This window comes from Petrocella sp. (assembly GCF_059865615.1).
This window is the reverse complement of sequence record NZ_JCBCDA010000085.1, coordinates 1-24,648: the sequence shown is the minus strand read 5'-3', so window position 1 is coordinate 24,648 and position 24,648 is coordinate 1. Positions and strand designations below refer to the sequence as shown.

At 36.3% G+C, this 24,648-nt stretch carries 25 protein-coding genes and 1 tRNA gene; 22 read left to right on the top strand and 4 right to left on the bottom strand.

The window, feature by feature from the left end; translation table 11 throughout:
* The first annotated feature begins 240 nt into the window (after positions 1-240).
* The 16 genes from AC6F8J_RS09765 to AC6F8J_RS09690 all read left to right on the top strand — a co-directional run bounded on the left by AC6F8J_RS09765 (position 241) and on the right by AC6F8J_RS09690 (position 14,474).
* On the top strand, positions 241-456 hold the full coding sequence (locus AC6F8J_RS09765; RefSeq protein WP_500722963.1) for a hypothetical protein: 216 nt from the start codon (positions 241-243) through the stop codon (positions 454-456).
* Between the two features lie 364 nt (positions 457-820).
* A complete protein-coding gene (locus AC6F8J_RS09760; protein WP_500722962.1) occupies positions 821-1,231 on the top strand; it encodes a hypothetical protein in 411 nt (136 codons plus the stop codon).
* A 227-nt stretch (positions 1,232-1,458) separates the two neighbouring features.
* Entirely contained in the window at positions 1,459-1,692 is a 234-nt protein-coding gene (locus AC6F8J_RS09755) for a hypothetical protein (protein WP_500722960.1), read from the top strand.
* An 808-nt stretch (positions 1,693-2,500) separates the two neighbouring features.
* Entirely contained in the window at positions 2,501-3,895 is a 1,395-nt protein-coding gene (gene trpE, locus AC6F8J_RS09750; protein ID WP_500722958.1) for an anthranilate synthase component I, read from the top strand.
* Positions 3,896-3,910: 15 nt separating this feature from the next.
* Positions 3,911-4,480 (top strand): glutamine amidotransferase-related protein, encoded by a 570-nt coding sequence (locus AC6F8J_RS09745; protein ID WP_500722956.1) that lies wholly within the window; start codon positions 3,911-3,913, stop codon positions 4,478-4,480.
* A gap of 11 nt (positions 4,481-4,491) precedes the next feature.
* A complete protein-coding gene (gene trpD / locus AC6F8J_RS09740; protein ID WP_500722954.1) occupies positions 4,492-5,517 on the top strand; it encodes an anthranilate phosphoribosyltransferase in 1,026 nt (341 codons plus the stop codon).
* 4 nt (positions 5,518-5,521) lie between these two features.
* Entirely contained in the window at positions 5,522-6,313 is a 792-nt protein-coding gene (gene trpC / locus AC6F8J_RS09735; RefSeq protein ID WP_500722952.1) for an indole-3-glycerol phosphate synthase TrpC, read from the top strand.
* Positions 6,297-6,941, top strand: coding sequence for a phosphoribosylanthranilate isomerase (locus AC6F8J_RS09730; RefSeq protein ID WP_500722950.1), 645 nt, complete (start codon positions 6,297-6,299; stop codon positions 6,939-6,941). The genes trpC and AC6F8J_RS09730 overlap by 17 nt, the downstream gene beginning before the upstream one ends.
* The gene (trpB, locus tag AC6F8J_RS09725) at positions 6,934-8,142 is read left to right on the top strand and encodes a tryptophan synthase subunit beta (protein WP_500722948.1); all 1,209 of its coding nucleotides are present in this window, start codon (positions 6,934-6,936) and stop codon (positions 8,140-8,142) included. Before AC6F8J_RS09730 ends, trpB begins: the two co-directional genes overlap by 8 nt.
* Before the next feature lie 11 nt (positions 8,143-8,153).
* On the top strand, positions 8,154-8,930 hold the full coding sequence (trpA, locus tag AC6F8J_RS09720) for a tryptophan synthase subunit alpha (protein ID WP_500722946.1): 777 nt from the start codon (positions 8,154-8,156) through the stop codon (positions 8,928-8,930).
* 139 nt (positions 8,931-9,069) lie between these two features.
* A complete protein-coding gene (locus tag AC6F8J_RS09715; RefSeq protein ID WP_500722944.1) occupies positions 9,070-9,495 on the top strand; it encodes a CBS domain-containing protein in 426 nt (141 codons plus the stop codon).
* Between the two features lie 345 nt (positions 9,496-9,840).
* The gene (locus AC6F8J_RS09710; protein ID WP_500722942.1) at positions 9,841-10,911 is read left to right on the top strand and encodes a TRAP transporter substrate-binding protein DctP; all 1,071 of its coding nucleotides are present in this window, start codon (positions 9,841-9,843) and stop codon (positions 10,909-10,911) included.
* Between the two features lie 108 nt (positions 10,912-11,019).
* Positions 11,020-11,583 carry a TRAP transporter small permease subunit gene (locus AC6F8J_RS09705; protein ID WP_500722940.1) on the top strand — a complete coding sequence of 188 codons (564 nt, stop codon included), beginning with the start codon at positions 11,020-11,022 and terminating at the stop codon, positions 11,581-11,583.
* 1 nt (position 11,584) lies between these two features.
* Positions 11,585-12,871: a TRAP transporter large permease subunit gene (locus tag AC6F8J_RS09700; RefSeq protein WP_500722938.1), complete on the top strand. Its 1,287-nt coding sequence runs from the start codon at positions 11,585-11,587 to the stop codon at positions 12,869-12,871.
* Positions 12,872-13,124: 253 nt separating this feature from the next.
* Positions 13,125-13,916 carry an HAD-IIA family hydrolase gene (locus tag AC6F8J_RS09695; protein WP_500722936.1) on the top strand — a complete coding sequence of 264 codons (792 nt, stop codon included), beginning with the start codon at positions 13,125-13,127 and terminating at the stop codon, positions 13,914-13,916.
* A gap of 81 nt (positions 13,917-13,997) precedes the next feature.
* Positions 13,998-14,474: a transcriptional regulator, SarA/Rot family gene (locus tag AC6F8J_RS09690; protein ID WP_500722934.1), complete on the top strand. Its 477-nt coding sequence runs from the start codon at positions 13,998-14,000 to the stop codon at positions 14,472-14,474.
* An 80-nt stretch (positions 14,475-14,554) separates the two neighbouring features.
* Here the strand turns inward: AC6F8J_RS09690 and AC6F8J_RS09685 are convergent, their stop codons facing one another.
* Positions 14,555-15,979 carry an SPFH domain-containing protein gene (locus tag AC6F8J_RS09685; protein ID WP_500722932.1) on the bottom strand — a complete coding sequence of 475 codons (1,425 nt, stop codon included), beginning with the start codon at positions 15,977-15,979 and terminating at the stop codon, positions 14,555-14,557.
* Between the two features lie 43 nt (positions 15,980-16,022).
* Positions 16,023-16,667 (bottom strand): hypothetical protein, encoded by a 645-nt coding sequence (locus AC6F8J_RS09680; protein WP_500722930.1) that lies wholly within the window; start codon positions 16,665-16,667, stop codon positions 16,023-16,025.
* 160 nt (positions 16,668-16,827) lie between these two features.
* On the opposite strand from AC6F8J_RS09680, the gene AC6F8J_RS09675 reads away from it, so the two are divergent.
* From AC6F8J_RS09675 to AC6F8J_RS09655, 5 genes are all read left to right on the top strand, one after another.
* Positions 16,828-17,739, top strand: coding sequence for a tetratricopeptide repeat protein (locus AC6F8J_RS09675; protein ID WP_500722928.1), 912 nt, complete (start codon positions 16,828-16,830; stop codon positions 17,737-17,739).
* Positions 17,740-17,866: 127 nt separating this feature from the next.
* The gene (metG, locus tag AC6F8J_RS09670) at positions 17,867-19,831 is read left to right on the top strand and encodes a methionine--tRNA ligase (RefSeq protein WP_500722926.1); all 1,965 of its coding nucleotides are present in this window, start codon (positions 17,867-17,869) and stop codon (positions 19,829-19,831) included.
* 16 nt (positions 19,832-19,847) lie between these two features.
* Positions 19,848-20,633: a TatD family hydrolase gene (locus tag AC6F8J_RS09665; protein WP_500722924.1), complete on the top strand. Its 786-nt coding sequence runs from the start codon at positions 19,848-19,850 to the stop codon at positions 20,631-20,633.
* Positions 20,634-20,862: 229 nt separating this feature from the next.
* On the top strand, positions 20,863-21,750 hold the full coding sequence (locus AC6F8J_RS09660; RefSeq protein ID WP_500722922.1) for a DUF3881 family protein: 888 nt from the start codon (positions 20,863-20,865) through the stop codon (positions 21,748-21,750).
* 203 nt (positions 21,751-21,953) lie between these two features.
* Positions 21,954-22,027: transfer RNA gene (locus tag AC6F8J_RS09655), tRNA-Arg, on the top strand.
* Positions 22,028-22,208: 181 nt separating this feature from the next.
* Here AC6F8J_RS09655 and AC6F8J_RS09650 read toward each other — a convergent pair.
* Both AC6F8J_RS09650 and AC6F8J_RS09645 read right to left on the bottom strand, forming a co-directional pair.
* Entirely contained in the window at positions 22,209-23,582 is a 1,374-nt protein-coding gene (locus AC6F8J_RS09650; RefSeq protein WP_500722920.1) for a tyrosine-type recombinase/integrase, read from the bottom strand.
* A gap of 15 nt (positions 23,583-23,597) precedes the next feature.
* Positions 23,598-23,795 (bottom strand): helix-turn-helix domain-containing protein, encoded by a 198-nt coding sequence (locus AC6F8J_RS09645; RefSeq protein WP_500722918.1) that lies wholly within the window; start codon positions 23,793-23,795, stop codon positions 23,598-23,600.
* 309 nt (positions 23,796-24,104) lie between these two features.
* Between AC6F8J_RS09645 and AC6F8J_RS09640 the strand changes: the two genes are divergently transcribed.
* A partial coding sequence (locus AC6F8J_RS09640; RefSeq protein WP_500722916.1) for a hypothetical protein occupies positions 24,105-24,648 on the top strand: 544 nt, incomplete at its 3' end.

Genomic DNA, 24,648 nt, shown 5'->3' with positions numbered 1-24,648 from the left:
TTGAGGAACTTCAAAGAGAGCTCAATCGAAAAGAGGCAAAACTAGAAAAGGAAAATAAACGGTTAGAAAAAAAGCTATTAAAAGCAGAGAGACAGCGTGATGATGCGCTGAATAAAGTAACAGAACAAAGACAAACAATCTTATAGTCAGTCAACCTATGCGAACATTAAAAACACTGTTGGTAGTTGCAAAATCAGGACAACTTTTAAATGTACGGCAAATGCGGATACGGGCACTTACATGTATGGCGGTAATTTGAGTAGTATGCGATATGGAACAGCAATAAACTTTGACAGTTGGACTGAAACACAAAACACTTGGAAAATAGGTGGCGTAGGCACTTTCTGTGATGGTAGTATTAAAGGTGAGTTACTAGCCTCATATGTTGATCCATGGATAGGATCAATTATTAGTGAATTATCAGAACACAGAATTAATAGTGTATATTTCTTTTAATTAAGCTATAACATAATGAATACGGTTTTGTGGAGGTATGGCGATATGCCCATTTTTTACTTAGGGATTTTCAAAGGAATACTAGAAGTAGTGACACTTTTGTTATTTTGCGCGGCAGCAATAAAATACCTCAAAACTCCTAGAGATTAATTTGGAAAGGTGCTATTTTTAATACTGAGGTATGATTAAATCAAAGTTATCTCACAGTAAGGCGTTATTTTTGTTTGATAATATTATATATTAGACCTTAGAACTGCTCATGATTTTTACGGTTCGTAGGTCTTTTATAGAGCAAATCACTATTTATGATAAGTTATCATTAGTGGGTTAGGAAGGAAGTTTCGTGAAAAATTATAGAGTACTCATGATTATTGTATTAGCTATTGCAGTGGTTGCTTTTTTTACAAATAGTATAATATCTGATATGGTGTTACAACTAACAATTGCAGGAAATAAGCCGGCTTATGAATTATTAATAATTTCATTAGCAGTAATTAATTTCACACTTGGCTATGTTTGTGGTCAAACAGTGATCATTGGAAATAAAAGAAAGTTTCTAATAAGACAAATATATGTCATCACAATAGTGTCATTATTAATTTGTCAAATTGGCTTAGTTTTGTTACTAAATAACATTATTACTAACTCAATTGAGGTGCCAGTAGTAATAGTAAAATACAAAAATATATTTTTATTTATTCTGGGATTTGTAGTGTCCTTAATACCAGTAAAAATCTATTCGAGTTTGAAAAAAAATCATGATATACAAGTATAAATTAATTAGTTAGTAGTATTCTTTTACAAGTGCTTTTTGGATTTCTATTTGGCTGTAGATAATACGGAAAAATGTTTGCAAATAGAAAGAGGCTATTCCCAATATCGATTTGAAACTGTCAGAACTTTTTTGGTTCAGGAATTGATTATTCAGTTGTAACTGTTCAGGAACTCCAGACTCCATCTTTGACTAGAGGTTCTGAACAGTTACAAAAAAACTATAGATATATGATAACCCACGCAAACAGCCTAGATTACAATGCTATGAAAAACCATTATTTAATAACACAATTGGCAGATATACTACTTCAGTTATATGAAAATGGTATAAAGGATATCAAAATAATAAAAAGAACTTTGAAGATGATATCAGAAGGTTTATTGGAATGTCTAAGAAAACAAGAGCTTAAAGAAGAAGACTTAGAACATAAGAGAATGCAGATAAGAAAAACACCATCTTAGTAACACGCAAAGGAAGGGAGTTGTGTGTATATAGGATACGCGTGCTAATTGCATAAAGTTATTAACAGCGATAATATAGGTTAGCTAAGTGCACCCTATATTGTGGATAACTTTTCATATTAAGAAGATAAGCGTTAAAAACTTTTGGAAAAAGGGATTGAACTAGTTTTGATAATTGTAGTATCAAATTTACCTTTCAGTGCTGAAAATCAATAGAAAAAGTACAAAGAATTTCAAAACTATGGTAAGATGGTTTTTACAGAACTCATAATATCTCATCAGGATTTTTCTATCCTTACTTTTCCGACAGTAAATTAACGCAACCAATACTAAATTATCACTTTACAGTATTAAAGGATTGTGATATAATACAAAAAACATATTCAAATATCAGTGATTGGAAAAAGTATCATATTGTCTACAGGATATTTTGGTAGACTGGAATTGTTAAGCGAGCCGTCGATTGGTGTGAGGTACGGTACAAGGAAAGTATGAGAATGGTTCCATGAGATGCAGAGTGAAATTACAGTAGCTTGGGCCGGGAACTCCCGTTATAGAGTCAGGATATCGATTTATTCCGTATCTGTTAGACAGTAGGTATTATTTGAGTGGTTACGATGGCATTTCGTCTCAAGACGAGGTGTTTTTTTGTTTTTATAGCGGTTTATAAAAACAGCTTACCATGATGATAGTACTCTTGGGTGGCATAGCGAAACCAATTCGTCCCATAAAAGGGAAGGATTTGGTTTTTTTTTATATCATAAACCGGTCAGAAATAAGAGAGAAGCATGTGCATAGTGGAGGATATATGATGAATAAAAAGGAACTTATTACTTATGAACACATTATAGCTTGTGATACTGAAACACCCATTACCTTATACTCAAAATATGTTAGAAATAAAATGGGATTTCTTCTTGAGAGTAAAGAACAACCCAAAGGCCGTTATTCTTTTATGGCTTGTAACCCGGATAAAGTGATTAAAGCCTATGGCAGTAAAGTTGAAGTCGTCACAAATAATGAAGTCATAATTTATGAAGGTAGAGCCCTTGATGTGGTAAAAAAAGAAATGGACTATTATGATGTAGAGAATAGGACAGATTTACCATTTATCGGCGGTGCCGTCGGTTCGGTTGGATATGACATGATTAGACAATACGAAGATATTCCCTTAAGGAATCCGGATGAACTCCAGACACCGGACTTACAGCTCATGTTTGTAACAGAAATATTGGCTTATGATCATTTTTTTAATCAATTGCATATTGTGGTGTTGGAGGAAATAACAGATTCAGGCGCTGAAAAAGCCCGAAAACGTATTGACGACATCGAAGAAAAGTTAAAAAGAGAAGCTAATTTAGAAGAAGATAAGTTGGAGCAAGAACTAAAATTTGAGAGTAACATTAGTCAAGAAATCTATGAAAAGGCGGTGATAAAGGCAAAGAAATACATCTATGAAGGAGATATTTTCCAAGTGGTTTTATCTCAAAGATGGAGCGCTACATGTAACACTTCACCCTTTAAGCTTTACCGAAAACTTAGAAGAATGAATCCATCGCCTTATATGTTTTACTTCAATTTTGAGTCTTATTACATTGTTGGATCTTCACCAGAAATGTTAGTAGAAATGAAAGGCAATCATATTAAGAACTGTCCGATTGCTGGGACTAGAAAAAGAGGAGTAACGTCTATGGAAGACGAAGAACTGGCTAAGGATTTGTTAGAGAATGAAAAAGAAAGAGCGGAACATAATATGTTGGTGGATCTAGGGCGTAATGATATGGGTAAGATTGCTAAGATTGGTTCTGTTGAAGTGACCAGTTACATGAAAGTCCAAAAATACTCCCATGTAATGCATTTGGTTTCTTTAGTAGAAGGAGAGAAAGATGAAGATAAGGATATGTTTGAAGTTTTAATGAGTTTTCTCCCGGCAGGTACATTATCGGGTGCACCCAAGATAAGAGCCATGGAGATTATTGATGAGCTAGAGGAAAGCAAGCGTGGTATATACGGTGGCGCAATCGGTTATTTTGGTTATAACAAGAATATGGATATGTGTATTGCCATAAGAACTATGATTATTAAAGATGAAAAGGTATATATACAAGCCGGTGCCGGTATCGTAGCAGATTCAGATCCAACTATGGAGTATGAGGAAACAAGAAATAAAGCAGAGGCTCAAATTAAAGCCATTCACATATAAGTCAAGGAGGCATTTATGATTGTACTAATAGATAATTATGATTCATTTACCTACAACCTTTATCAGTTTGTCGGTGTCTATGAAAAGGACATTCGAGTCATACGCAATGACAAAATAACAGCAGACGAACTGCTTGGTTTAAAACCGGATAAAATGATCCTATCCCCCGGTCCTAAAGCACCGGTGGATGCGGGTAGTTGTCTTGATATAATTAGTAAGGTTTCTGGTAAAATACCCATACTGGGCGTTTGTTTAGGTCATCAATGTATCGGACAAGCTTTTGGAGGCAAAATTATACATGCTAAAGAGCTTTATCACGGTAAGTGTTCTACCATATCCTTAACTAAGAATGACCTGTTTCGTGACATGGATTTAAATCTTGAAGTTGCGAGGTACCATTCCTTGGTCGTTGAATATGCAACCTTGCCAGAGTGTTTTGATGTACTGGCTAAAACCGAAGAAGGCGAGATTATGGCTATGAAACATAAGAGCCACTTAACATATGGACTTCAGTTTCATCCAGAATCTATACTGACGCCTCAAGGTCGAAAAATCATTGAAAACTTTGTAAACATGTTATGTTAGGAGGTATAAAGATGGCACATGAATTATTGGACCAATTGATGATAGGACAAGACTTAACAGAAGAACAAATGATGATGTATATGAATGAAATCATGAGTGGTGAAAAGTGTGATGCTGAGATTGCTAGTTTTTTGACAGCTCTAAAAATCAAAGGAGAAAGTCTCCATGAGATTGTAGCCGGTGCCAAAGTTCTTAGAAAAAAGGCCTTGTCCATTGACTTGCAAGATACTGAAACGCTTGATACTTGTGGCACTGGAGGTGATAGTAGTGGTACCTATAATATATCTACAGCGGTTGCGGTTGTAGCAGCTGCGGCCGGTGTATCGGTTGTAAAGCATGGTAACCGTTCTGTATCCAGCAAGTGTGGATGCGCAGATGTACTTGAAGCATGTGGGGTGAAAATCGATCTAAACCCTGAACAAGTTAAAGCTTGTATTGATGAACTACAGATTGGCTTTTTATTTGCTCCCACTTTCCATAGCGCTATGCGTCACGTAGGCCCAACCAGAAAAGCATTGGGATTTAGAACGATTTTTAATATCTTAGGACCATTGGCCAATCCGGCTAATGCAAAATCCCAAGTGCTGGGGGTATTTGATAAAGCTTTGGTAGATATTTTTGCCAGAGTACTTCAAGCCTTAGGTGTACAAAGAGCTATGGTGGTTCACGGAAAAGATGGTCTAGATGAGATTACAGTAACCGATGAAACTTTTGTATCTGAGCTTAGAGATGGAAATATAGTAAGCTATATAATCAAACCGGAAGACTATGGTATTGATAGAGCTACTTTAGAAGATCTTCAAGGTGGTGATGTTATAGAAAATGCTCAGATTCTAAGACAGGTTTTAAGTGGTGAGATTATTGGACCTAAGAGGGATATATTAGTTTTAAATGCTGGAGCAGCTTTATTTATAGCGGACAAGGTGAAAGATATACAAGAAGGTATAGAACTTGCAAAGCATGTCATCAACACAGGCCTTGCCATTTCCAAGCTTGAAGCGTTTGCGACCAAAACTCAAGAATTTGGTAAGAGGTGAATTCATGTCAAAAAGATTATTTTTGAAAGACATTGTTAGTCAAAAAGAAAAAAGACTTAAGGATCAACCTTTAGTAATTGAAGAATTGATAGAACAAATAACAAGGACCAAGACACCACCTTCATTTTACGATGCAATTGTAAAGGATGGTTTATCTATTGTCGGAGAAATAAAAAAAGCATCACCGTCAAAAGGGTTAATCAAAGAAGATTTTGACCCAGTTGCCCTTGCTAAGCTTTATGCTCATTCAGTAGATGCTATCTCAGTTTTAACGGAGGAAGATTTTTTTATGGGTCATGCGCGCTACCTTGCTAAAGTAGCCAAAACGGTTGAAATGCCAATATTGTATAAAGATTTTATTGTTCAAGCCAATCAGGTTTATCATGCAAGAGCTATTGGTGCAAGTTGTATCTTGTTGATTGTAGCCATATTAACAGATGTACAAATAAGAGAGTACAGTATGTTAGCAAAAAGTCTTGGGATGGAAGTATTAATGGAAACCCATACGAAGGATGAAATTGGGCAGGCGCTTAAAGGAGATGTTAGGATTATAGGTATTAACAATCGGAATCTAAAGACCTTTAAAACAGATATTAGAACCACACTTAAGTTGAGAAGCTATGTGCCAAAAGACAAATTGGTCATAAGTGAAAGCGGTATACATAGACCGGAAGATCTTACCATTTTAAAAAAAGTGGATATTGATGGCGTATTGGTGGGTGAGAGTTTTATGCGTGGAGACATTAGATTAATGGCGAAAGCTTTTAAGGAGGCATATGATGGCAAAGGGATTTGAAGTTAAGATTTGCGGGATCAAAACCCAAGAGGAAATCGCATTCATCAACAGATATCCGGTAGATTATGTAGGACTAATTTTTGCACCCAGTAAACGTCAAGTTAGTTTGGAAAAAGGAAAAGAAATAAGGCCTTTAATTAGAAAAGATATCAAGGTGGTTGGTATTTTTGTAGATGCTACTTATGAAGAAATAAAAAGGGCTATAGTAGAATGTGATTTGAATGTGGTACAACTGCATGGCAAAGAGACCAATGATGAAGTATTAAAAATACCTGTTGAAGTATGGAAAAGCATTCCGATTGAAAATGAGAATAGCCTTCTAGAGATTAGGCAATACCCGGATTGTGATGGGGTGCTGCTGGACACTTATTATAAAGGTGCGACAGGAGGTACAGGCCAGTCTTTTAATCATAAATGGGTCAATGATTATGGGTATATATCTCAGAAGTTGATACTAGCAGGCGGATTATCACCGGAAAACATTTTATCTGTTTTAGAGAATATAATTCCGGATGTATTGGATTTTAATTCCGGACTAGAAACAAAGTTAATGAAAGACCCACTAAAAGTGGATAAGTTATTTAAAATATTGGCTAAGTATTATGAGGAGGAAATGGAAGATGAATAAGAATTTTGGACGGTTTGGCGGTCAGTATGTACCGGAGGCGTTGATGTACCCATTAAAAGAATTAGAAGCAGCTTTTGATAAGTACTCAAAAGACGAAGAATTTATGAAGGAATATCGCTATTATCTTAAGGAATATGTAGGGAGGGAAACACCTTTATATTTGGCACAGCGTTTGACTGAAATTCTAAAAGGTGCCAAAATCTATTTAAAAAGAGAAGATCTAAATCATACAGGTGCACATAAGATTAACAATGTTCTTGGTCAGATTTTACTGGCAAAAAGAATGGGAAAGAAAAAAGTGATTGCAGAAACGGGGGCAGGACAGCATGGTGTGGCAACAGCAACCGGCGCGGCTTTATTTGGTATGGAATGTACAGTGTTTATGGGTGAGGAAGATGTTCAAAGACAACAACTAAATGTATTTCGGATGGAGTTATTGGGCGCTAAGGTTGTTACAGTGACATCAGGGACTTCTACTCTTAAGGATGCCACTAATGAAGCCATTAGGGAATGGGTTAGGACTGTGGAAGACACCTTTTATGTTATTGGGTCGGTTGTGGGCCCTCATCCTTATCCAACAATGGTTCGAGACTTTCAAAGGGTTATTGGTGATGAGACCAGAAGACAAATACTTGAAAAAGAAGGACGACTACCGGATAAGATTATTGCATGTGTAGGTGGTGGTAGCAATGCGATGGGCATCTTTTATCCTTTTGTTAAAGACCTCAAAGTGGATTTGATTGGTATTGAGGCTGCCGGATTAGGTGTAGAAACGGGTAAACACGCTGTGGTACTTAATAAAGCGGTAGGTGGCACCTTGGGTGTGCTCCACGGTATGAAAACGATGCTTTTAACGGATGAAAATGGTAACATCATACCGGCACATTCCATATCTGCGGGACTTGACTATCCCGGTGTCGGGCCAGAACATGCGTATCTACAAGATGTTAAAAGGGCAACCTATGAAATGATTACAGATCAAGAAGCCTTAGATGCTTTTGAAATGCTTTCAAAAATAGAAGGTATTATTCCTGCTCTTGAGAGCTCTCATGCCATAGCCTATGCTATGAAAATTGCCCCAACGATGAAGCCGGAAGAAATTATTGTCATTAATCTTTCGGGAAGAGGCGATAAGGATACCCATACCGTTATGGATTATTTTAGAGACGGCAAGACCGGTCTTGAAAAACTAAACAAATAGGAGGCAATAGCATGAATCGAATAGAAGCGACATTTATGAAACTAAAAAAAGAAGGTAAAAAAGCCCATATCAGCTTTTTGACTGCGGGAGATCCCAGTATAGATCAGAGCTTTGAGTTGGTCAAAGCCTTGATAGAAGGTGGTTCAGATATTGTGGAAATCGGAGTTCCGTATTCAGACCCCTTGGCAGACGGACCGGTTATTCAAGCTGCATCTACTAGAGCCTTAGCGAGCGGCGTAACAGTGGAGCAAGTTTTTGAATTAGCAGCTAGGTGTAGGACCGCTACAGATATACCGATGCTTTTTCTTATGTATGCGAACACTCTGATGGTTTACGGAGTAGAAAGGTTTATTGCAAGATGTGCTATGGTGGGAATTGATGGATTAATCATTCCAGATATTCCTTACGAAGAACGGGAAGGGATATTGCCCTATATGAAAAAATATGGTGTGGAAATGATTCCCTTAGTAGCACCGACTTCAAAGGATAGAGTAACACTTATTACCAGTGAATGTAATGGTTTTGTCTATTGTGTCTCATCACTTGGGGTTACCGGTCGTACTTCTGAATTTGCAAAGGATATTGAGGACTACATTAAGGATGTCAAGTCTCAGACTTCTTTACCGGTAGCCATTGGATTTGGAATAGCGGATTATGAAGATGTCAAACGTCTGGAAACTATTGCGGACGGTGTCATTGTAGGATCGGCGATTGTTAAGGAAATAGAACGTTCAGATGGTGATGCGGCCATATTAAAAGCATTTGTCAGTAAACTTTTTTATGGTTAGAAGCTCATAACGTGGTTTCACCACTTTTTCTTGTTAATAGATTTTAAATAGTTTTTACACATTCCATTCATATTAATATGGTATTATTATAATAGAGTGTTAATGTATTAGGTTGTGTTTGGAAAGGGTGAGTGAATAAATGAATGTTGCGTTTTTTTTGACACCAAAGAGTGAAGTCATCACACTTGAAAAAAAGTACACAGTAGGGCAAGCCTTGGAAGTTATGAAACAACACAAGTATACAAGTTTGCCGGTTTTGGACGAGAAGGGACGGTATGTAGATAGCTTGTCAGAAGGTGATATACTTTGGCATCTTAAGGACCATTGCAACTACAGCATAGAGATTATTGAACAACAAAGCTTAAGAAAGATTAAGCGTCACTATAATATCAACGCTATTTCTATTGGATCAAGTATTGACTCTATTATTGATATGGCATCTACTCAAGCCTATGTTCCAGTTGTTGATGATCAGAATATTTTCATAGGCATTATCAAAAGAAGTGATATTATCCACTATTGTATGACCCGTATTAATAATAAGGAAGCGACGATGATTTCCTAATAGATTACACGTTGCCAAGTAAGTTAAAGTGTCTCAAAGGTTTAAAGCCTTTGAGGCTTTTTTTATTTCCCTTTATCTTGATCATAAAGTCATGTAGTGTGACAAAGTCAGCTTTCTTCTTTGAAAAGAAGATGTATAATTTATCCATAGAATGGAATATATAAGTGGATTTAATGTTTAAAAATACAATAAAAGACATAAATTATGAAGTGAGTTCATATTATTCAACAAAAAAACAGGATAGTTGATTGCTGATTTTATTGAATAGCTATATAGTTTTTATAGTAGCTAAGCAATACTAATCAAGAAAATAACAACAAAACATTTAAACTGGGAGGAAGTAAAATGAAGAAGTTTTTATCAATTTTAATGGCACTGGTTTTGATTTTGTCACTAGCAGGTTGTGGGGCAAAAGCAACAACAGATGCAGAGACAACAGCGGTTTCTGCAACGGATGAAACAGCGACAGAAACACCAGCAACACCTGTAGAAAAAAAGGTAATCACAGTCAGTACAAAATTTGTTGATAATGAGCAAACAGCTATTTCTTTAGTTAAAGTTGTAGATGCAATCAATGAAAGAAGTAATGGCTCATTAGAATTACAACTTTTCACCAATGGTGTTTTACCAATCGGTAAAGACGGTATGGAACAAATCGTACAAGGTTCTGACTGGATCATGGTTGAAGGTATTAACTTCCTTGGCGACTATGTACCGGATTACAATGCAGTAACAGGGCCATTTTTATACAAAAACTTTGATGAGTTTTTTGCAATGATGCAAACACCACTTGTACAAGCAATGAATCAGAAAATTGAAGATGAGTATGGCATAAAAGTACTTTCTTTGGACTGGATATTTGGTTTTAGAAGTATGATGACCAAAACACCAATCACGAAACCAGAAGACATGAGAGGCTTGAATATTCGTGTTCCCACCAGTCAATTATATACATTCACAATAGAAGCTATGGGCGGAAATCCGGTTGCAATGCCTTATCCAGACACATATGCAGCGCTTCAACAAGGTGTTATTGATGGTATTGAAGGTTCAATCATGACCTATTATGGAACACAACAATATGAAAATGTTAAAGAGTATTCTTTAACCAACCATTTATTAGGTGTTTCTGCAATATCAATTTCTACTAAACTATGGGATAAATTAACAGAAGAAGAGCAAACTATTCTTGTAGAAGAATTTGAAAAAGGTATGATAGAAAACTTAGAAGAAACCATCAAAGCAGAAGAGGAAATGGCAAAGCTTCTAAAAGAAGAAGGTGTAACTTTCCATGAAGTAGACTCAGATGCATTCCTAAAAGCTGCGGAACCAGTATTTACAAAATTTGATCAATGGACACCAGGTATTTATGAAGCAATTTTAGCAGAATTAGAAATAATAAAGGCAAATCAATAAAAATAAATCAATAAAAGCTTCTAATCTTTAACTTAATAGCGTTCCTCCTACAATTTAGGAGGAACGTTATTAAGGTCTAAAGATGAAAAACAGAAATAGGAGGTCACCATGAATAAACATTTAAGGCATATTGGTGTACATTTTGAACTTTATGTTGGGTCCATATTCTTAGCCATTACATCCGTCATCGTCATCATGAATGTTTTTACCAGGTATTTTCTAAAGTTCACCTTTACATGGGCTGAAGAAATTGCTGTAGGATGCTTTGTATGGACAATCTTTTTAGGCCTTGCCAATGCATATAAAACCAAAGGCTTAATTGGTGTTGAGGTCTTAACTAAGTTAGTACCTAAAAAAGGTCAGTCAGTGGTTGTATTCATTACATCTTTGGCTGTAACAGTCTTATCCGGTACAATGTTCTATTACAGTATTTTATATGTGCTAGGATCTACAAAAATAACAGCAGCCCTTGAGGTATCATACAAGTATATTTATGCCTCTATCATTGTATCATTTGGGTTGATATCAATTTATTCTATTTATTTCTTAATACAAAGCTTTAGAAAGATATTTATTGACCATGATATCAATATAGATATTGAAGATGACTTAGATGAGCATCTATTAGAAGAACAATTAGAGCAGCTCAAAGATCGTAAGGAGGAATATTAATATGGAAGCTTTATTACCGATAGGCGTACTCTTTATCTTGTTTTTTCTTAATATTCCAATTGCATTTGCCCTAATGGGCGCATCACTGTTCTATTTTATATTTATTAACACATCGATGCCCATACAAATGGTGATTCAGCAATTTGTAACCGCTGTCGAATCTTTTCCATATTTGGCAGTACCGTTCTTTATTATGGTGGGATCTGTAATGAATCATTCAGGGATCAGTAAGGCCTTAATGGACTTTGCCGATGTTTTAGTTGGTCATACAAAAGGTGGTTTGGCACAAGTTAATGTACTATTAAGTGCATTAATGGGTGGTATATCCGGTTCAGCTAACGCTGATGCTGCCATGCAATCCAAAATACTTGTACCTGAAATGGAACGAAAAGGTTTCTCTAGGCCGTTTTCAGCGGCTATAACAGCAGCTTCTTCTGCAATCAGTCCGGTTATTCCTCCAGGAACGAACCTTATACTCTATGCATTGATTGCCAATGTATCTGTTGGAAGTATGTTTTTAGCGGCTTATATGCCAGGAATTCTTATGGCACTTGCCTTGATGATTACAGTTCATATCATTTCAGTTAGAAGAAATTATCAACCCAGTCGTGAAAAAATGTCATCACCAATGGCTATTTTCAAACAGTTTATTGTATCTGTATGGGCATTGTTTATTCCTTTTGCCATTATTATGGGTATGCGTTTTGGTATTTTTACACCTACTGAAGCGGGTGGTATTGCGGTTGTATTTGCAACAATCGTTGGTTTTGTGGTTTACAAAAAACTAAAAATTGAGCACATTCCTTTGATTCTAATGGATACAGTTAAAAGCACCGGCGCAGTTATGGCAATTATTGCCAGCGCAAAAGTATTTGGTTACTATCTTACTCTTGAGAGAATCCCACAAATAATCACGGAATTCTTAGTGAATATGACAGACAGCCCTTTTGTCTTATTAATGGTCATCAATATACTATTGCTCTTTATAGGTATGTTCATTGAAGGTGGGGCAGCTCTTGTTATCTTAGCGCCACTACTTGTTCCAGCGGTTAAGATGTTTGGTGTTGATCCGATTCACTTTGGTATGATCTTTATTGTAAATATAATGGTCGGAGGTTTAACACCGCCCTTTGGATCCATGATGTTCACCGTATGTTCTATTGTAAATGTAAAGCTAGAAGACTTCATCAAAGAAGTATGGCCTTTTATAGTAGCCCTTATAGCGGTACTTCTACTTGTAACCTATTCCGAAGGCGTTGCACTCTTCACATTAAATCTATTTAGTTAAAACTTAATTTTCCCACATAGAATTACTTAGCGATGGTAATCCACAAGTTAAAGATGAAAAGGATTTTTCATCTGCGGTGGATTAGGCGAAGCCAAGAGCTTAGAAATTCTGTGGGAAAATTAAGTTAAGCAGAATTTTCCCACATAGAATTACTTAGCGATGGTAATCCACAAGTTAAAGATGAAAAGGATTTTTCATCTGCGGTGGATTAGGCGAAGCCAAGAGAAGGTCACTCATCATAGGAGGCACTATTTTGACAATATTAAAAGAAAAAACCGTATATTTGCTAGATATGGATGGCACCATCTTTTTAGGAGATGTGCTGATTGATGGTTCGAAAGAATTCTTAGAGGCAATTAAAAGTGAGGGAAAAAGATATATTTTTCTTACCAACAATTCTTCGAAGAATAAAAGTACCTATGTGGATAAGTTAACCCGTTTAGGTATTCATGTAACAGAAGAAGAGGTTTTTACATCAGGGGAAGCAACGACGTTATATCTAAGCAAATACAAAAAGGGTGCTAAAGTCTTTTTACTGGGCACAAAATCTTTGGAAGATGAGTTTGAGAGAGCTGGCTTTACGTTGGTGAAAGAAAGAAATCAGATAGTGGATTATGTTGTTCTTGGATTTGATACAACATTAACTTATGAGAAACTCTGGATTGCTTGCGAGTACATATCAGAAGGCGTCACATATATTGCTACCCATCCTGACTTTAATTGCCCCCTACCAAACGATAAATTCATGCCGGACGCAGGTGCGATGGCGGCGTTGATTGAAGCATCAACAGGGAAACGACCGAAGGTGATGGGAAAACCCAATAAAGAAGTGGTGGAGAGCATTGCATATAAATATAGTTTGAATAAAACAGATATGATTATGGTTGGTGATCGACTTTATACAGATATAAAAACGGGTATAAATGCCGGAATTGCAACTGTTTTGGTCTATTCAGGAGAAACAAAAAAAGTAGATTATCAAAATAGTGAAACAAGAGCGAATTATGTTTTTGATTCTGTTAAAGATATGATAGGTTTGCTATAGTTTTTATCTTGTATGACGATGTGATGCGTTTGAGATAAGTCTTATAAAGGAATTGACAGATGAGGTAAGTTTCGATATACTTTGATTATCAAAGTAAAGTTGGTGAACGCCTTGAATGAAGCCTATGATGCACTAAATGATCTATTGGTTAAATTATTTAATAATATACTCACATATGAAGAGAAAGCGTTAATAACAGATGAATTTAAGGATATTTCCTTAAACGATATGCACGTTATTGAAGTGATTGGATTGAGTCAGAAAAAGAATATGTCATCCATAGCTAAATCTTTGGAAGTAACCGTTGGAACCCTAACCATCGCAATTAATAACCTTGTAAAAAAAGGTTATGTCAAAAGAATGCGCTCTGCAAAAGATCGACGTGTTGTTTTAGTGTCCCTGACAGAAAAAGGTACAGATGCTTATAAACATCATGAGGTCTTTCATGATGAGATGATTAAGGCCATCATGAAACGTCTTGAAGGGGAACAATTGGATGTTCTGGTTAAGGCTCTTAACAGTGTACAAGATTTCTTTAAAACGAAGAAGCAAGATTAATATAAGAATAGGAATACAAATAGGGGTCACATCAGATTGATGTGACCCCTATGATTTGCAACTACATTGTTTTTATTTGATTACTCCTCAGCTTGAGCGTTGCTCATTTTAGAATTGTCCTCATCCATCGGAAGATCATCTGATAAGTCAGGCTGTTTGGCACCAAGGTAGCTTGGTAGATCCATGCCAGCCATATCAAACATTTCCTGCATTGGAGGTATGGATTTCATTAGACCGGAGAGAAAACCGGCGGTAGATGATTTTTCACCATTGCCAGCATTAGCACCACTGTCCCAAACTGTAACTTTATCGATTTTGATGTTTTTAATGGCTTCCACTTGTGTTTTGACGAGATCTTCTATCTTATCAGCAAGAATAAGCTTGATGGCCGAGTTTGGATCACCGGCAGCTTTAACAAGCTTCTCATAACCATTGGCCTGTTTAGTAAGAATCTCTTGGATACCACGTGCTTGTGCATCCATTTTAAAGAAGGTTGCATCTGCTTCACCTTTTGCATGACGACGGGTTTGTTCTGCCATGGCTTCAGCTGCAATCTCTACACGTGATTTGTCGATTTCAGCTTCAACAAGAATATCGGCCTCTTTGGTCGCTTTTTCTCTAGCAGCTCTTGCTTTCTCAGCAGCTTCTTCTGCAGAGTATGCTTCTTCTAGGGCTTTTGCATTTTGAACTTTCTCAGAAGCGGTAGCACGTCTTAAAGCTTCGGCCTCCCGTTCTCTTCTTATGGCATCAGAATTAGCAACGGTTACTTTGGCTTCATTTTCACCTTGAATGGCCAACGAATTGGCTGTGGCAACTTGAACACGCTCATCTTGTTGTGCTTGTGCTTGTCCGATGGATCCGTCTCTGTTTTTTTCAGCAACAGATTTTTTGGCATCGTTGATGGCTTTTGCAGCAGCTTCTTTACCAAGCGCTTCAATATAACCGGACTCATCTTTAATATCCGTAACGTTAACGTTAATCAACCTTAAACCGATTTTTTTGAGTTCGGATTCAACATTATGAGAAACAGCGGTTAAGAACTTATCTCTATCGGTATTAATCTCCTCAATATCCATGGTAGCAACAACCAAACGCAACTGCCCAAAGATGATATCTTTTGCCAACTCTTCGATCTCAGCTTGCTTTAGACCGAGTAGTCTTTCAGCGGCGTTTTGCATGACGCCGGATTCGGTGGAAACACCGACGGTAAATCTTGAAGGTACATCGATTCGAATGTTCTGTTTACTTAATGCATTTTTGAGATCAACACTGATGGAGATGGGTGTCAGACTTAGAAATTCATAGCTTTGAATAATCGGCCAAATAAAAGCAGCGCCACCATGAATACATTTGGCACTTTTGTTTGCGCCGGAAGCACCTTTGCCAACCTTACCGTAAACAACCAGTATTCTGTCAGACGGACACTTTTTGTACCTCGACAATAATGCCATTATGGTCATGAAGACCAGTACGACAAAAATCACTAAACCAATTAATATTTCCATATGCTCTCTCCTTTATGATGTTTTGACACAATTGTGCCTTTATTTATTTTAAACGCTCAACCACCATGGTTGTCGCATTTAACATATCTACAATAAGAACGGTCTCTCCGGTGCCAATGGCTTCAGTTTCTTCTGTGATTGCATCCACTTCAATCAAACGTTCTTGAAGCATAAGCTGTACTTTGCCTTGTCCCTTTTTACTGGGTGGAATAGGAATATAAACCTGAGCTTCTTTGCCGATGGCCAGACGATAATTTAAATTGCCACTGGATTGAAGTTTTGATATACCATAGAACAATGTAGCAATAACAAACATACTGAATAATCCGGCTGCTAGAGCTAATAGTAAGGTGATGGCAAAATGAACAGAAGTGCTGGCAAAAGCAGCGCCGACCCATCCGAACATGGTGGCAAAAGCAATCAAGCCTTTAAAAGTTACAAAACGAAAATCAGACATTCCGCCTAAGCTTTCATAATCTACATCAAGACTAGAATCTAAATCCATATCAAACTCTGAAATAGGGTCACCACCACCAAAATCTATATCACCATCCAAATCCATATCTGTATCTAGACCGAATCCAATTAGTGTAAGAATGGATTGCAGAATAAGTATAACAGTGGAAGGTATTGCAATAAAATAGAAAAATTTCTGTAATGAATTAAGTTGTTCCCACCAATCTGACATAATATATCCCCTCCTAAAAATAAGTAAATTCTATTTACTATTATTGTATACTTTCATAAATATATTGTCAAGCTAAGGTTTTTATTGCTAAAAATGGGGTATGATGATACACTAATAGTAAATTAAATTTACGTATAGACTAAACTGGGAGGTGATATATATGGAAGATATGACATTGGGACAAAAAATCCGTGAAATCAGACTACATTTACAAATGACACAAAAAGAACTTGCGGGAGATTTTATAACTCGTAATATGTTAAGCCAAATTGAGAATGATCAAGCCACCCCCTCTATGAAGACAATGGAGTATTTAGCAAAACGGTTAGGAAAATCCGTAGGATATTTTATGGACGAAAATCATAAAGATTTGAGTTTATCTAACATCATTGTAGAACTAATGGTTTTAAATGAATCTAAAGATTACTTAGCCAGTGCCAATCTTATTGAGCAACAGATCATTCATAACCCGATGGTGATGCGCAGCATGATGATGATGAATTTATATATGAACAGCTATATGTATTTAGGAAATAGGTACATGCAAGACGGGGACTATGAAAAGGCCAAATCAGCCTATGTAAAAATCCTGAAATATGAAAATGAGTTGCTAATGTCATCGGACATATATCTATATAAAGTATATGCACAATTGGCTGAAACCTGTGGATATCTTATGGAAATTGACCTTGCCAAATCCTATCATAAAAAAAGCAAAGACCTAGTTAATAGAATTCTTGCAAGTCGAGAAGTTCAAACAATGTATCTTAAGCTTATTGAAGCAGATTACGAAGGTATTATTGAAGACAGTAATAAGGTGGATGTAATTGATTATGACAATTATAGTTTGGCCAGATATAATCAGGTATTAGGCTCTGCATTTTTGAACAAGGGTCAATATGAAAAAGCCATTAAATATCTTGAAAAAGCCATTGAGGCATACAGTGATGAGACCTGCTATACAATTGTTTCTATGATTTATGAAGACTTAAGTAAGTGTTACTTTGAACTTGGAGACTATAAGAAAGCATATGATTTCCTCCAAAAAGCCCAGACTAAGAAGACACATTGACTCTAGGTCCTTGAAACCTTGCTTTTTAGAGTCGTTACATATATAATGGGGATAGAAAAATGACATGTTTTAACATAAATATGATGCCTTAATCATATGTCATTTAATAAATATTGGAGGAACCTTGATGAGCCAGAAAACATACTATATCACAACGGCTATTGCATATACGTCTAAAACACCCCATATAGGCAACACCTATGAGGCGGTTCTAACAGATGCCATCGCTAGATTTAAAAGACTAGAAGGCTATGATGTCTTCTTTATGACCGGAACAGATGAGCATGGTCAGAAAATACAATTGCAAGCACAAGAAGAGGGCATAACGCCACAAGCCCATGTAGATAAAATAGCCGGAGAAGTTAGACATATATGGGATTTTATGAATACAAGTTATGACAAGTTTATACGAACTACGGATGAAGAACATGAAAAAACCGTCCAAAAGATTTTTGAGAGACTATATGACCAAGGTGATATCTACAAAGGCAGTTATGAAGGTTGGTATTGTACACCTTGTGAATCCTTCTTTACAGAGTCACAGCTTGAAGAGAATGTTTGTCCGGATTGTGGTAGACCGGTAGAAAGAACCAGTGAAGAAGCCTATTTTCTTAAGCTTAGTAAATATGAAAAGCGATTAATGGCCCATATTGAGGCCCATCCTGAATTTATACAACCTGAATCCCGTAAAAATGAAATGGTCAATAATTTCTTGAAAAACGGTCTTCAGGATCTTTGTGTCTCAAGAACTTCCTTTGATTGGGGCGTGCCAGTTACCTTTGATGAAGGCCATGTCGTTTATGTCTGGATTGATGCACTTAGTAATTATATTACAGGACTGAACTACAACCCTGAAGGTGAAAGCGGTTCATTATTTAATAAATATTGGCCGGCGGATGTACATATCATTGGAAAAGATATTCTTCGATTCCATACAATTTATTGGCCCATTATGTTGATGGCCCTTAATGTACCGCTACCTAAGCAAATTTTTGGGCATCCTTGGCTTATGGTAGGACAAGATAAAATGTCCAAGTCCTTAGGAAATGTCGTTTATGCTGAAGAGCTTGTTAAGCATTTTGGAGTAGATGCGGTTCGTTATTTTGTATTACATGAAATGCCTTTTGCCCAGGATGGTACACTGACCTATGAACTTTTAATAGCCAGAACCAATTCGGACCTTGCTAATATTTTAGGTAATCTGGTTAACAGAACGGTTGCCATGGTAACGAAATACTTTGATGGTGTTATTCAAGCACCAACCAAAGCCGAGACCATCGATCATGAATTAACAGATTTGGCTATAAAAACGCCCGGGAGAGTAGCCCAAAAAATGGATCAGCTTAAAGTTGCTGAAGCTATGGATGCTATCTGGACATTGCTTAGAAGAAGTAATAAATACATTGATGAAACGTGTCCTTGGATACTAGCAAAAGATGAAGAACAAAAAGAACGTCTTGGGACAGTTCTATATAATTTACTTGAAAGTATTCGAATATCCGCTGTATTACTATCTGCTTTTATGCCTGAAACCGCATCAAAAATACTAGACCAGATTAATGCATCCCATAAGGATTGGGAATCCATTCAGACTTTTGTGGGAACCGTGGTTGGTGAGCATGTTGGTGTAGCAGAAGTTTTATTTGCCAGAATAGATGAAAAACAGAAGCTTATAGAGATTAATCCGGCGCTAGCAGAAGTGTTAGAAGAAAAACCTAAAAAACAAAAACAAGAGAAGAAAAAAGAGAAGCCACCCGTAATTATAGAAGAAATCAGCATTGATGATTTTACAAAAGTGGTCATGAAGATTGGTGAAGTTATTGCATGTGAGAAGCATCCTGATGCTGACAAGCTTCTTGTATCACAAATAAAAATAGGTGAAGAAGTTAGACAGATTGTATCCGGAATAGCCCATGCATACGAACCGGCAGATATGGTTGGTAAGAAACTCATAGTCGTAACGAATCTTAAGCCTGTAAAGCTGAGAGGCGTTCTTTCGGAAGGCATGATTCTAGCTGCAAGTGATCAAGAAGGACATCTTAAGCTTGGTACTGTTGATGGCGATATTGCATCCGGTAGCGAAGTTAGGTAGAAGAGGAAGTGATTTCATGATATTTGAAAGTCATGCCCATTATGATGACAAAAGCTTTTCGCAGGATCGAGAAGCCGTATTAAAAAAGGTAAAAGAAGCAGGGGTTGGTATCATCATTAATACTGCTGCGAGCATGAAAAGCTCAAGACAATCTCTGGAGCTTGCTAAAATGCATTCGAACATATTCAGCTCAGTAGGTGTGCATCCTCATGATGTACAGACTATGAAAGAGCATGACCTTGAATTGCTTCTAGCTATGTCTGTCTATGAAAAAGTTGTAGCAATTGGCGAAATCGGATTGGATTATTATTATGATACAGTACCCCCTGAAGTGCAAAAACTGTGGTTTAGACATCAAATCAAGTTGGCTGTGAATCTTGATATGCCTATGATTATTCATAGTCGAGAGGCTTCTAAGGACACTTATGACGTATTACTTGAAAATGAAGGCCATAAGGTTGGTGGTGTCATCCATTGCTTTAGTGGTAGTGCTCAAACAGCGCTACGTTATGTAAAGCTAGGTTATTATATAGGTATAGGTGGCGTGATTACTTTTAAGAATGCAAAGAAATTAGTAGAAGTGGTAGGTGCTGTGCCTATTGAAAATCTGTTGGTAGAAACAGATGCACCCTATCTTGCTCCAGTGCCTTTTAGAGGAAAAAGAAACGACTCCAGCATGTTGCCCTATATTATAGATGCGATAGCTAAAATCAAAGGACTTACAACAGAAGAAGTTACTCAAGCGACTTGGGATAATGGTGTTAAACTGTTTCGCCTTCAAGCATATCCATCACAGGCCTAAAAGAATACAATACCGGTTAAATAAACTAAAGCGTTACAAGCATTTTTTAATGAGATGGTTTGTAACGTTTTGTGATGTTGTAGTCATAAAATGATTTTGATGATGGATGTTTAGAATTTTATAACAGGGCAAAGTCACTTTTGTTCTAGACAAAAAATAGGGTTAGTGCTATAGTGTTTTTACACAAGATGACAATTAGAAATAATTGTTGGTAGAAGAAGGTGATAAAATGATTTTATATATAAGAGCGTTAGGATTTACTGAATTTGATACGAAGGATAAGGCAGAAGGCATGGTTGCTGAAACAATTAAGGACCCAACAGAAAAGTTTGTTTGGGAATCGGAATCAGGCATTCTTAATGTGGAATATTATAAGGCTTATGGCGATGATTTTGGTCTAATGGTAAGAGGTAGCATTGAAGAAAATGAGGCCTTAAATGTACATGCCCTCCTTCCCCATTCTCAGGGACGTTTTTTAACCAATACCCATGAAGTAGACGTGATTAAATTGAATCGGCAAAATGTATACCATGGCTTTTGCGAGGAAATAAAATCAGGAACGCCAATATCTTTTTTTGTTCAAAATCTGGTTGAATATAAAATGGCTGAAAAGCATGACCATATTTATGTGAAAGGTATCCATTTAGTTGTATACTGTGCAGAGGGTACAATTATTCTTCCTATTGAAAAAGATGATACAGATTTACTTCTTGAAAAGGAAGAAGAAATGATTCGTGAAGAACTATTGGAACAGGCAAGAAAAGGTGATGAAGAAGCAATGACCATATTGGACGAGGAAGCCACAGAAGCCACTGAGATCTTACAAGAAAGACTTCAAAACGAAGACATACTAACGGTATTGGAAGGTTTTTTTGTACCGGTTGGTGATCATGATGATATTTATTCATTACTGGGCGACATTGAGGACATTGGCGTTTTTCATAACAATGCGACTAATGAGGAAATGTTTCGATTAAAAATCAGGTGTATGTCTATTTCTTTAGATGTTTTTATTAACAGTAAGGATATGATTGGTTATCCGACACTGGGCATGCGATTTAAAGGCACTGGATGGGTTCATGGCAAGATTGAATTTGATTTTGACAAGAAGGCGTAGCAATAAATTTATTCAGGTGGCACTTAATCAAAAAGTAAAAGCACTTGTCATTTTCCAATGAATTTAGTATAATTTCATAGTATGTCCCCTTATAGATATGGGTTATCCTAAATCTATAAACAAGTTTCTGTAGCTCAGTAGGATAGAGCACTCGCCTCCTAAGTAATAAGTAGGGCGGGTCCTAATAACTAAATATTTACCATGTCTCTGTAGCTCAGCAGGATAGAGCATCCGCCTCCTAAGCGGAAGGCCGTGAGTTCGAATCTCGCCAGGGACGTTGCTGTAGGCTGATTGTAGAAGTCTACAGCTTTTTAATGTTTAGAATTTTGATTTATAAAATGACAGCTGAAGGTCATTTTTTTTGCTAATAAATATTGCTTGCTAATTTCTTACTTGCTAATAGAATTTGGCTATTTGCTAATAATGTAACTATCAAGATAAAATCTAATCTATGTTTGCTAATCATTATGACCAGTCATACTTTTCATTAGACTTAATAGCTGCTTGGCAAGTTCCGGTTGTTCATTGATTAAATTTAGTAATTTCTCTTGATCTTCTGACTTATCTGTATCAGTTGAATCCGACGTATCTTTTTGATAAAACTCCTGTTCAAATAGTTCAGCATTAGTTCGACGATCTTCATCAAGAATATGAGAATAAACATCTGTAACCATTTTGCTCTGTGAATGCCCCGTATCGCCTTGAACGGCTTTTATATCCTTGAAAAGACGTAATTTATAGGTCGTACTGGTGTGTCTAAGTGAATGAAAAACCACTTTAGGTAAGTTATTACGATTAATCAAATCATCAAACCACTTTTCGACAACTCTTGTTAAGGTTGGATTACCATCTGGCTTTGTAAACACCTGATTATAATCGGTATAATCATCACCAAGTATGTTTTTCCAACTGTTTTGAATTTCACGTATGCGTATAAGCTTCTTTGATACGCTCTTAGGTAGCCATACAATACGCTGACTACTTTCAGTTTTGGTGTCGATAAGAATAATTCTAGATTGTGAATTAGCTAGTACAGGTGGAAATATAAAGGTTACTTTTTTCTTTTTCTTTAAGGTTTCAATGCTTTTAAGAGAAGCTCTTTGAAGTTGTTTGTTGATATCAATAAAAGCACTCTTTGAATCAATCGCTTCTTCTGATATATTCACATCATCCCATTTAAGTCCAAGAATTTCGCCAATTCGCAATGAACAAGAAAAGCTAAGGTGCATAATAGCATCCAGTTGTTCATTATCACATAAGTCACAGGCTTTCTTAAAAGTCTCAAATTCCCAGATATCACGCTTTTTCTTTATAACTTTGGGTAAAGAGATATTTTTAGCAGGGTTGCTTACAATATAATCATATTCAGTGCCATAGCTCAATGCAGGATTTAAAATCTTGTGTATTTCTCGAACAATAGATGGTGAAACTAAACGTTCTTCATATCTTCCTTTTCTAGTGATTGCAGGTGTATTTAATAAGGTATGGTGATAATAATTACGAATAAAGGCTTTATTAATGTCGTGTAGCTTTGTATCACCGATTATTGGAGCTATATAGTTATTAATCAGCCCCATATTACCAGAGTAAGTTGAATGAGCCCATTTATCTTTACCTACAAACTCTACATAATCATTGATTAATTCAATAAGGGTTGTAGCTGTAGGTACTTGAAATGTGTTTTTGGATTGGTCAATCTCGATAATTTCTTTTCTTTTCAGTGCTGATGCTTCATCGGAATACTTCTCCCATTTTTGTTTTCTTTTGCCAGTTTCGTCTTTATAATAGTAAACGACTGACCATGAATCTTTTCTTTTTACAATTGAAGCCATGTGAATTCTCCTTTTCTAAGCTAGGCTGTCAAGCCATTCATCAAAGGATTTTTTTGAAATTCGTATGGAAGTTCCAATGCGTACCGTTTTGAAGTGACCCTCTTTTACAAGGTTATATGCAGAAGTACGACCAATGTCAAGAAGTTCTGCAATGTCTTCTACTCTATAAGTTCGGTTTCCTTTTGGTTTACTATCGGTAAGTGTTATATTCATGTAATCATCCTTTCTTGGTTTATTATCTATCCGATAGTACACAGGTATTTTGCTAATCATATTATACCATGTGTACTGAATTAGCATTAGGTGTAATAGAAACGGAATTTGTTCGGTATGAAGTTTTCAAAGTACGGCGACAAAAAAGCGATTAACATGAAACACTTAACTTGTCTAGTTGATTGTATAATATTCTCTCTTGTGTTGTCAAGTACAAATAAGTAAAAAAATAAAAACGATTCTTTTTGCAAATTTTTACGTTGTACGATATAATATGAAATAAGAAGTTGAAGGCGAGGTGATTGGTTGATGGATCTTAGAGATATTCTTTTAAATAATAGTAGCGAAAAAGATGAATTGATGGAGATAAAAGATATTGTTTATTGTCCAGATGTTAAAAATAATCTAGAGCACTTCGAAGCTACGGCAGTATTTAGTAGTGGTCATCAGCAATTAATAAAAAGCCATGAAACGATGTGGATGTATAATTGGCAAAGAATGATGGATTTAAATATTTATGAAAATGAGCAAGAAACAAAATCAAATATAATAGGTCTTTCTACTATACTTGATATGATAAGCTCAATTAGACAAACTGAAAAAGTAGAAACATTTTTTGAGCGCTATATAAAAGAGTTAGAAAAACAGCCTTTCTTATGGGTTTTCTTAAGAGACCTTGTTCAAATATCAAGGCGTGTTGATATAGAGGGATCAAAAGAGCAAGGAAATAAAGCTCTTAAAGAAATGAGAGCATTGCTGCAGCAACTAACAGATAAACTTAGTGATTTTCATGAATATATTTATCATGCGCTTATTCTGCCATATGAAAGTGGTAAGAAGATTGATCCATTAC

Coding starts and splice junctions, on each gene's coding strand:
- AC6F8J_RS09765 (WP_500722963.1), top strand. CDS start 241: ATGTATGGCGGTAATTTGAGTAGTATGCGATATGGAACAGCAATAAAC.
- AC6F8J_RS09760 (WP_500722962.1), top strand. CDS start 821: ATGATTATTGTATTAGCTATTGCAGTGGTTGCTTTTTTTACAAATAGT.
- AC6F8J_RS09755 (WP_500722960.1), top strand. CDS start 1,459: ATGATAACCCACGCAAACAGCCTAGATTACAATGCTATGAAAAACCAT.
- trpE (WP_500722958.1), top strand. CDS start 2,501: ATGATGAATAAAAAGGAACTTATTACTTATGAACACATTATAGCTTGT.
- AC6F8J_RS09745 (WP_500722956.1), top strand. CDS start 3,911: ATGATTGTACTAATAGATAATTATGATTCATTTACCTACAACCTTTAT.
- trpD (WP_500722954.1), top strand. CDS start 4,492: ATGGCACATGAATTATTGGACCAATTGATGATAGGACAAGACTTAACA.
- trpC (WP_500722952.1), top strand. CDS start 5,522: ATGTCAAAAAGATTATTTTTGAAAGACATTGTTAGTCAAAAAGAAAAA.
- AC6F8J_RS09730 (WP_500722950.1), top strand. CDS start 6,297: ATGGCAAAGGGATTTGAAGTTAAGATTTGCGGGATCAAAACCCAAGAG.
- trpB (WP_500722948.1), top strand. CDS start 6,934: ATGAATAAGAATTTTGGACGGTTTGGCGGTCAGTATGTACCGGAGGCG.
- trpA (WP_500722946.1), top strand. CDS start 8,154: ATGAATCGAATAGAAGCGACATTTATGAAACTAAAAAAAGAAGGTAAA.
- AC6F8J_RS09715 (WP_500722944.1), top strand. CDS start 9,070: ATGAATGTTGCGTTTTTTTTGACACCAAAGAGTGAAGTCATCACACTT.
- AC6F8J_RS09710 (WP_500722942.1), top strand. CDS start 9,841: ATGAAGAAGTTTTTATCAATTTTAATGGCACTGGTTTTGATTTTGTCA.
- AC6F8J_RS09705 (WP_500722940.1), top strand. CDS start 11,020: ATGAATAAACATTTAAGGCATATTGGTGTACATTTTGAACTTTATGTT.
- AC6F8J_RS09700 (WP_500722938.1), top strand. CDS start 11,585: ATGGAAGCTTTATTACCGATAGGCGTACTCTTTATCTTGTTTTTTCTT.
- AC6F8J_RS09685 (WP_500722932.1), bottom strand. CDS start 15,979: ATGGAAATATTAATTGGTTTAGTGATTTTTGTCGTACTGGTCTTCATG.
- AC6F8J_RS09680 (WP_500722930.1), bottom strand. CDS start 16,667: ATGTCAGATTGGTGGGAACAACTTAATTCATTACAGAAATTTTTCTAT.
- AC6F8J_RS09675 (WP_500722928.1), top strand. CDS start 16,828: ATGGAAGATATGACATTGGGACAAAAAATCCGTGAAATCAGACTACAT.
- metG (WP_500722926.1), top strand. CDS start 17,867: ATGAGCCAGAAAACATACTATATCACAACGGCTATTGCATATACGTCT.
- AC6F8J_RS09665 (WP_500722924.1), top strand. CDS start 19,848: ATGATATTTGAAAGTCATGCCCATTATGATGACAAAAGCTTTTCGCAG.
- AC6F8J_RS09660 (WP_500722922.1), top strand. CDS start 20,863: ATGATTTTATATATAAGAGCGTTAGGATTTACTGAATTTGATACGAAG.
- AC6F8J_RS09650 (WP_500722920.1), bottom strand. CDS start 23,582: ATGGCTTCAATTGTAAAAAGAAAAGATTCATGGTCAGTCGTTTACTAT.
- AC6F8J_RS09645 (WP_500722918.1), bottom strand. CDS start 23,795: ATGAATATAACACTTACCGATAGTAAACCAAAAGGAAACCGAACTTAT.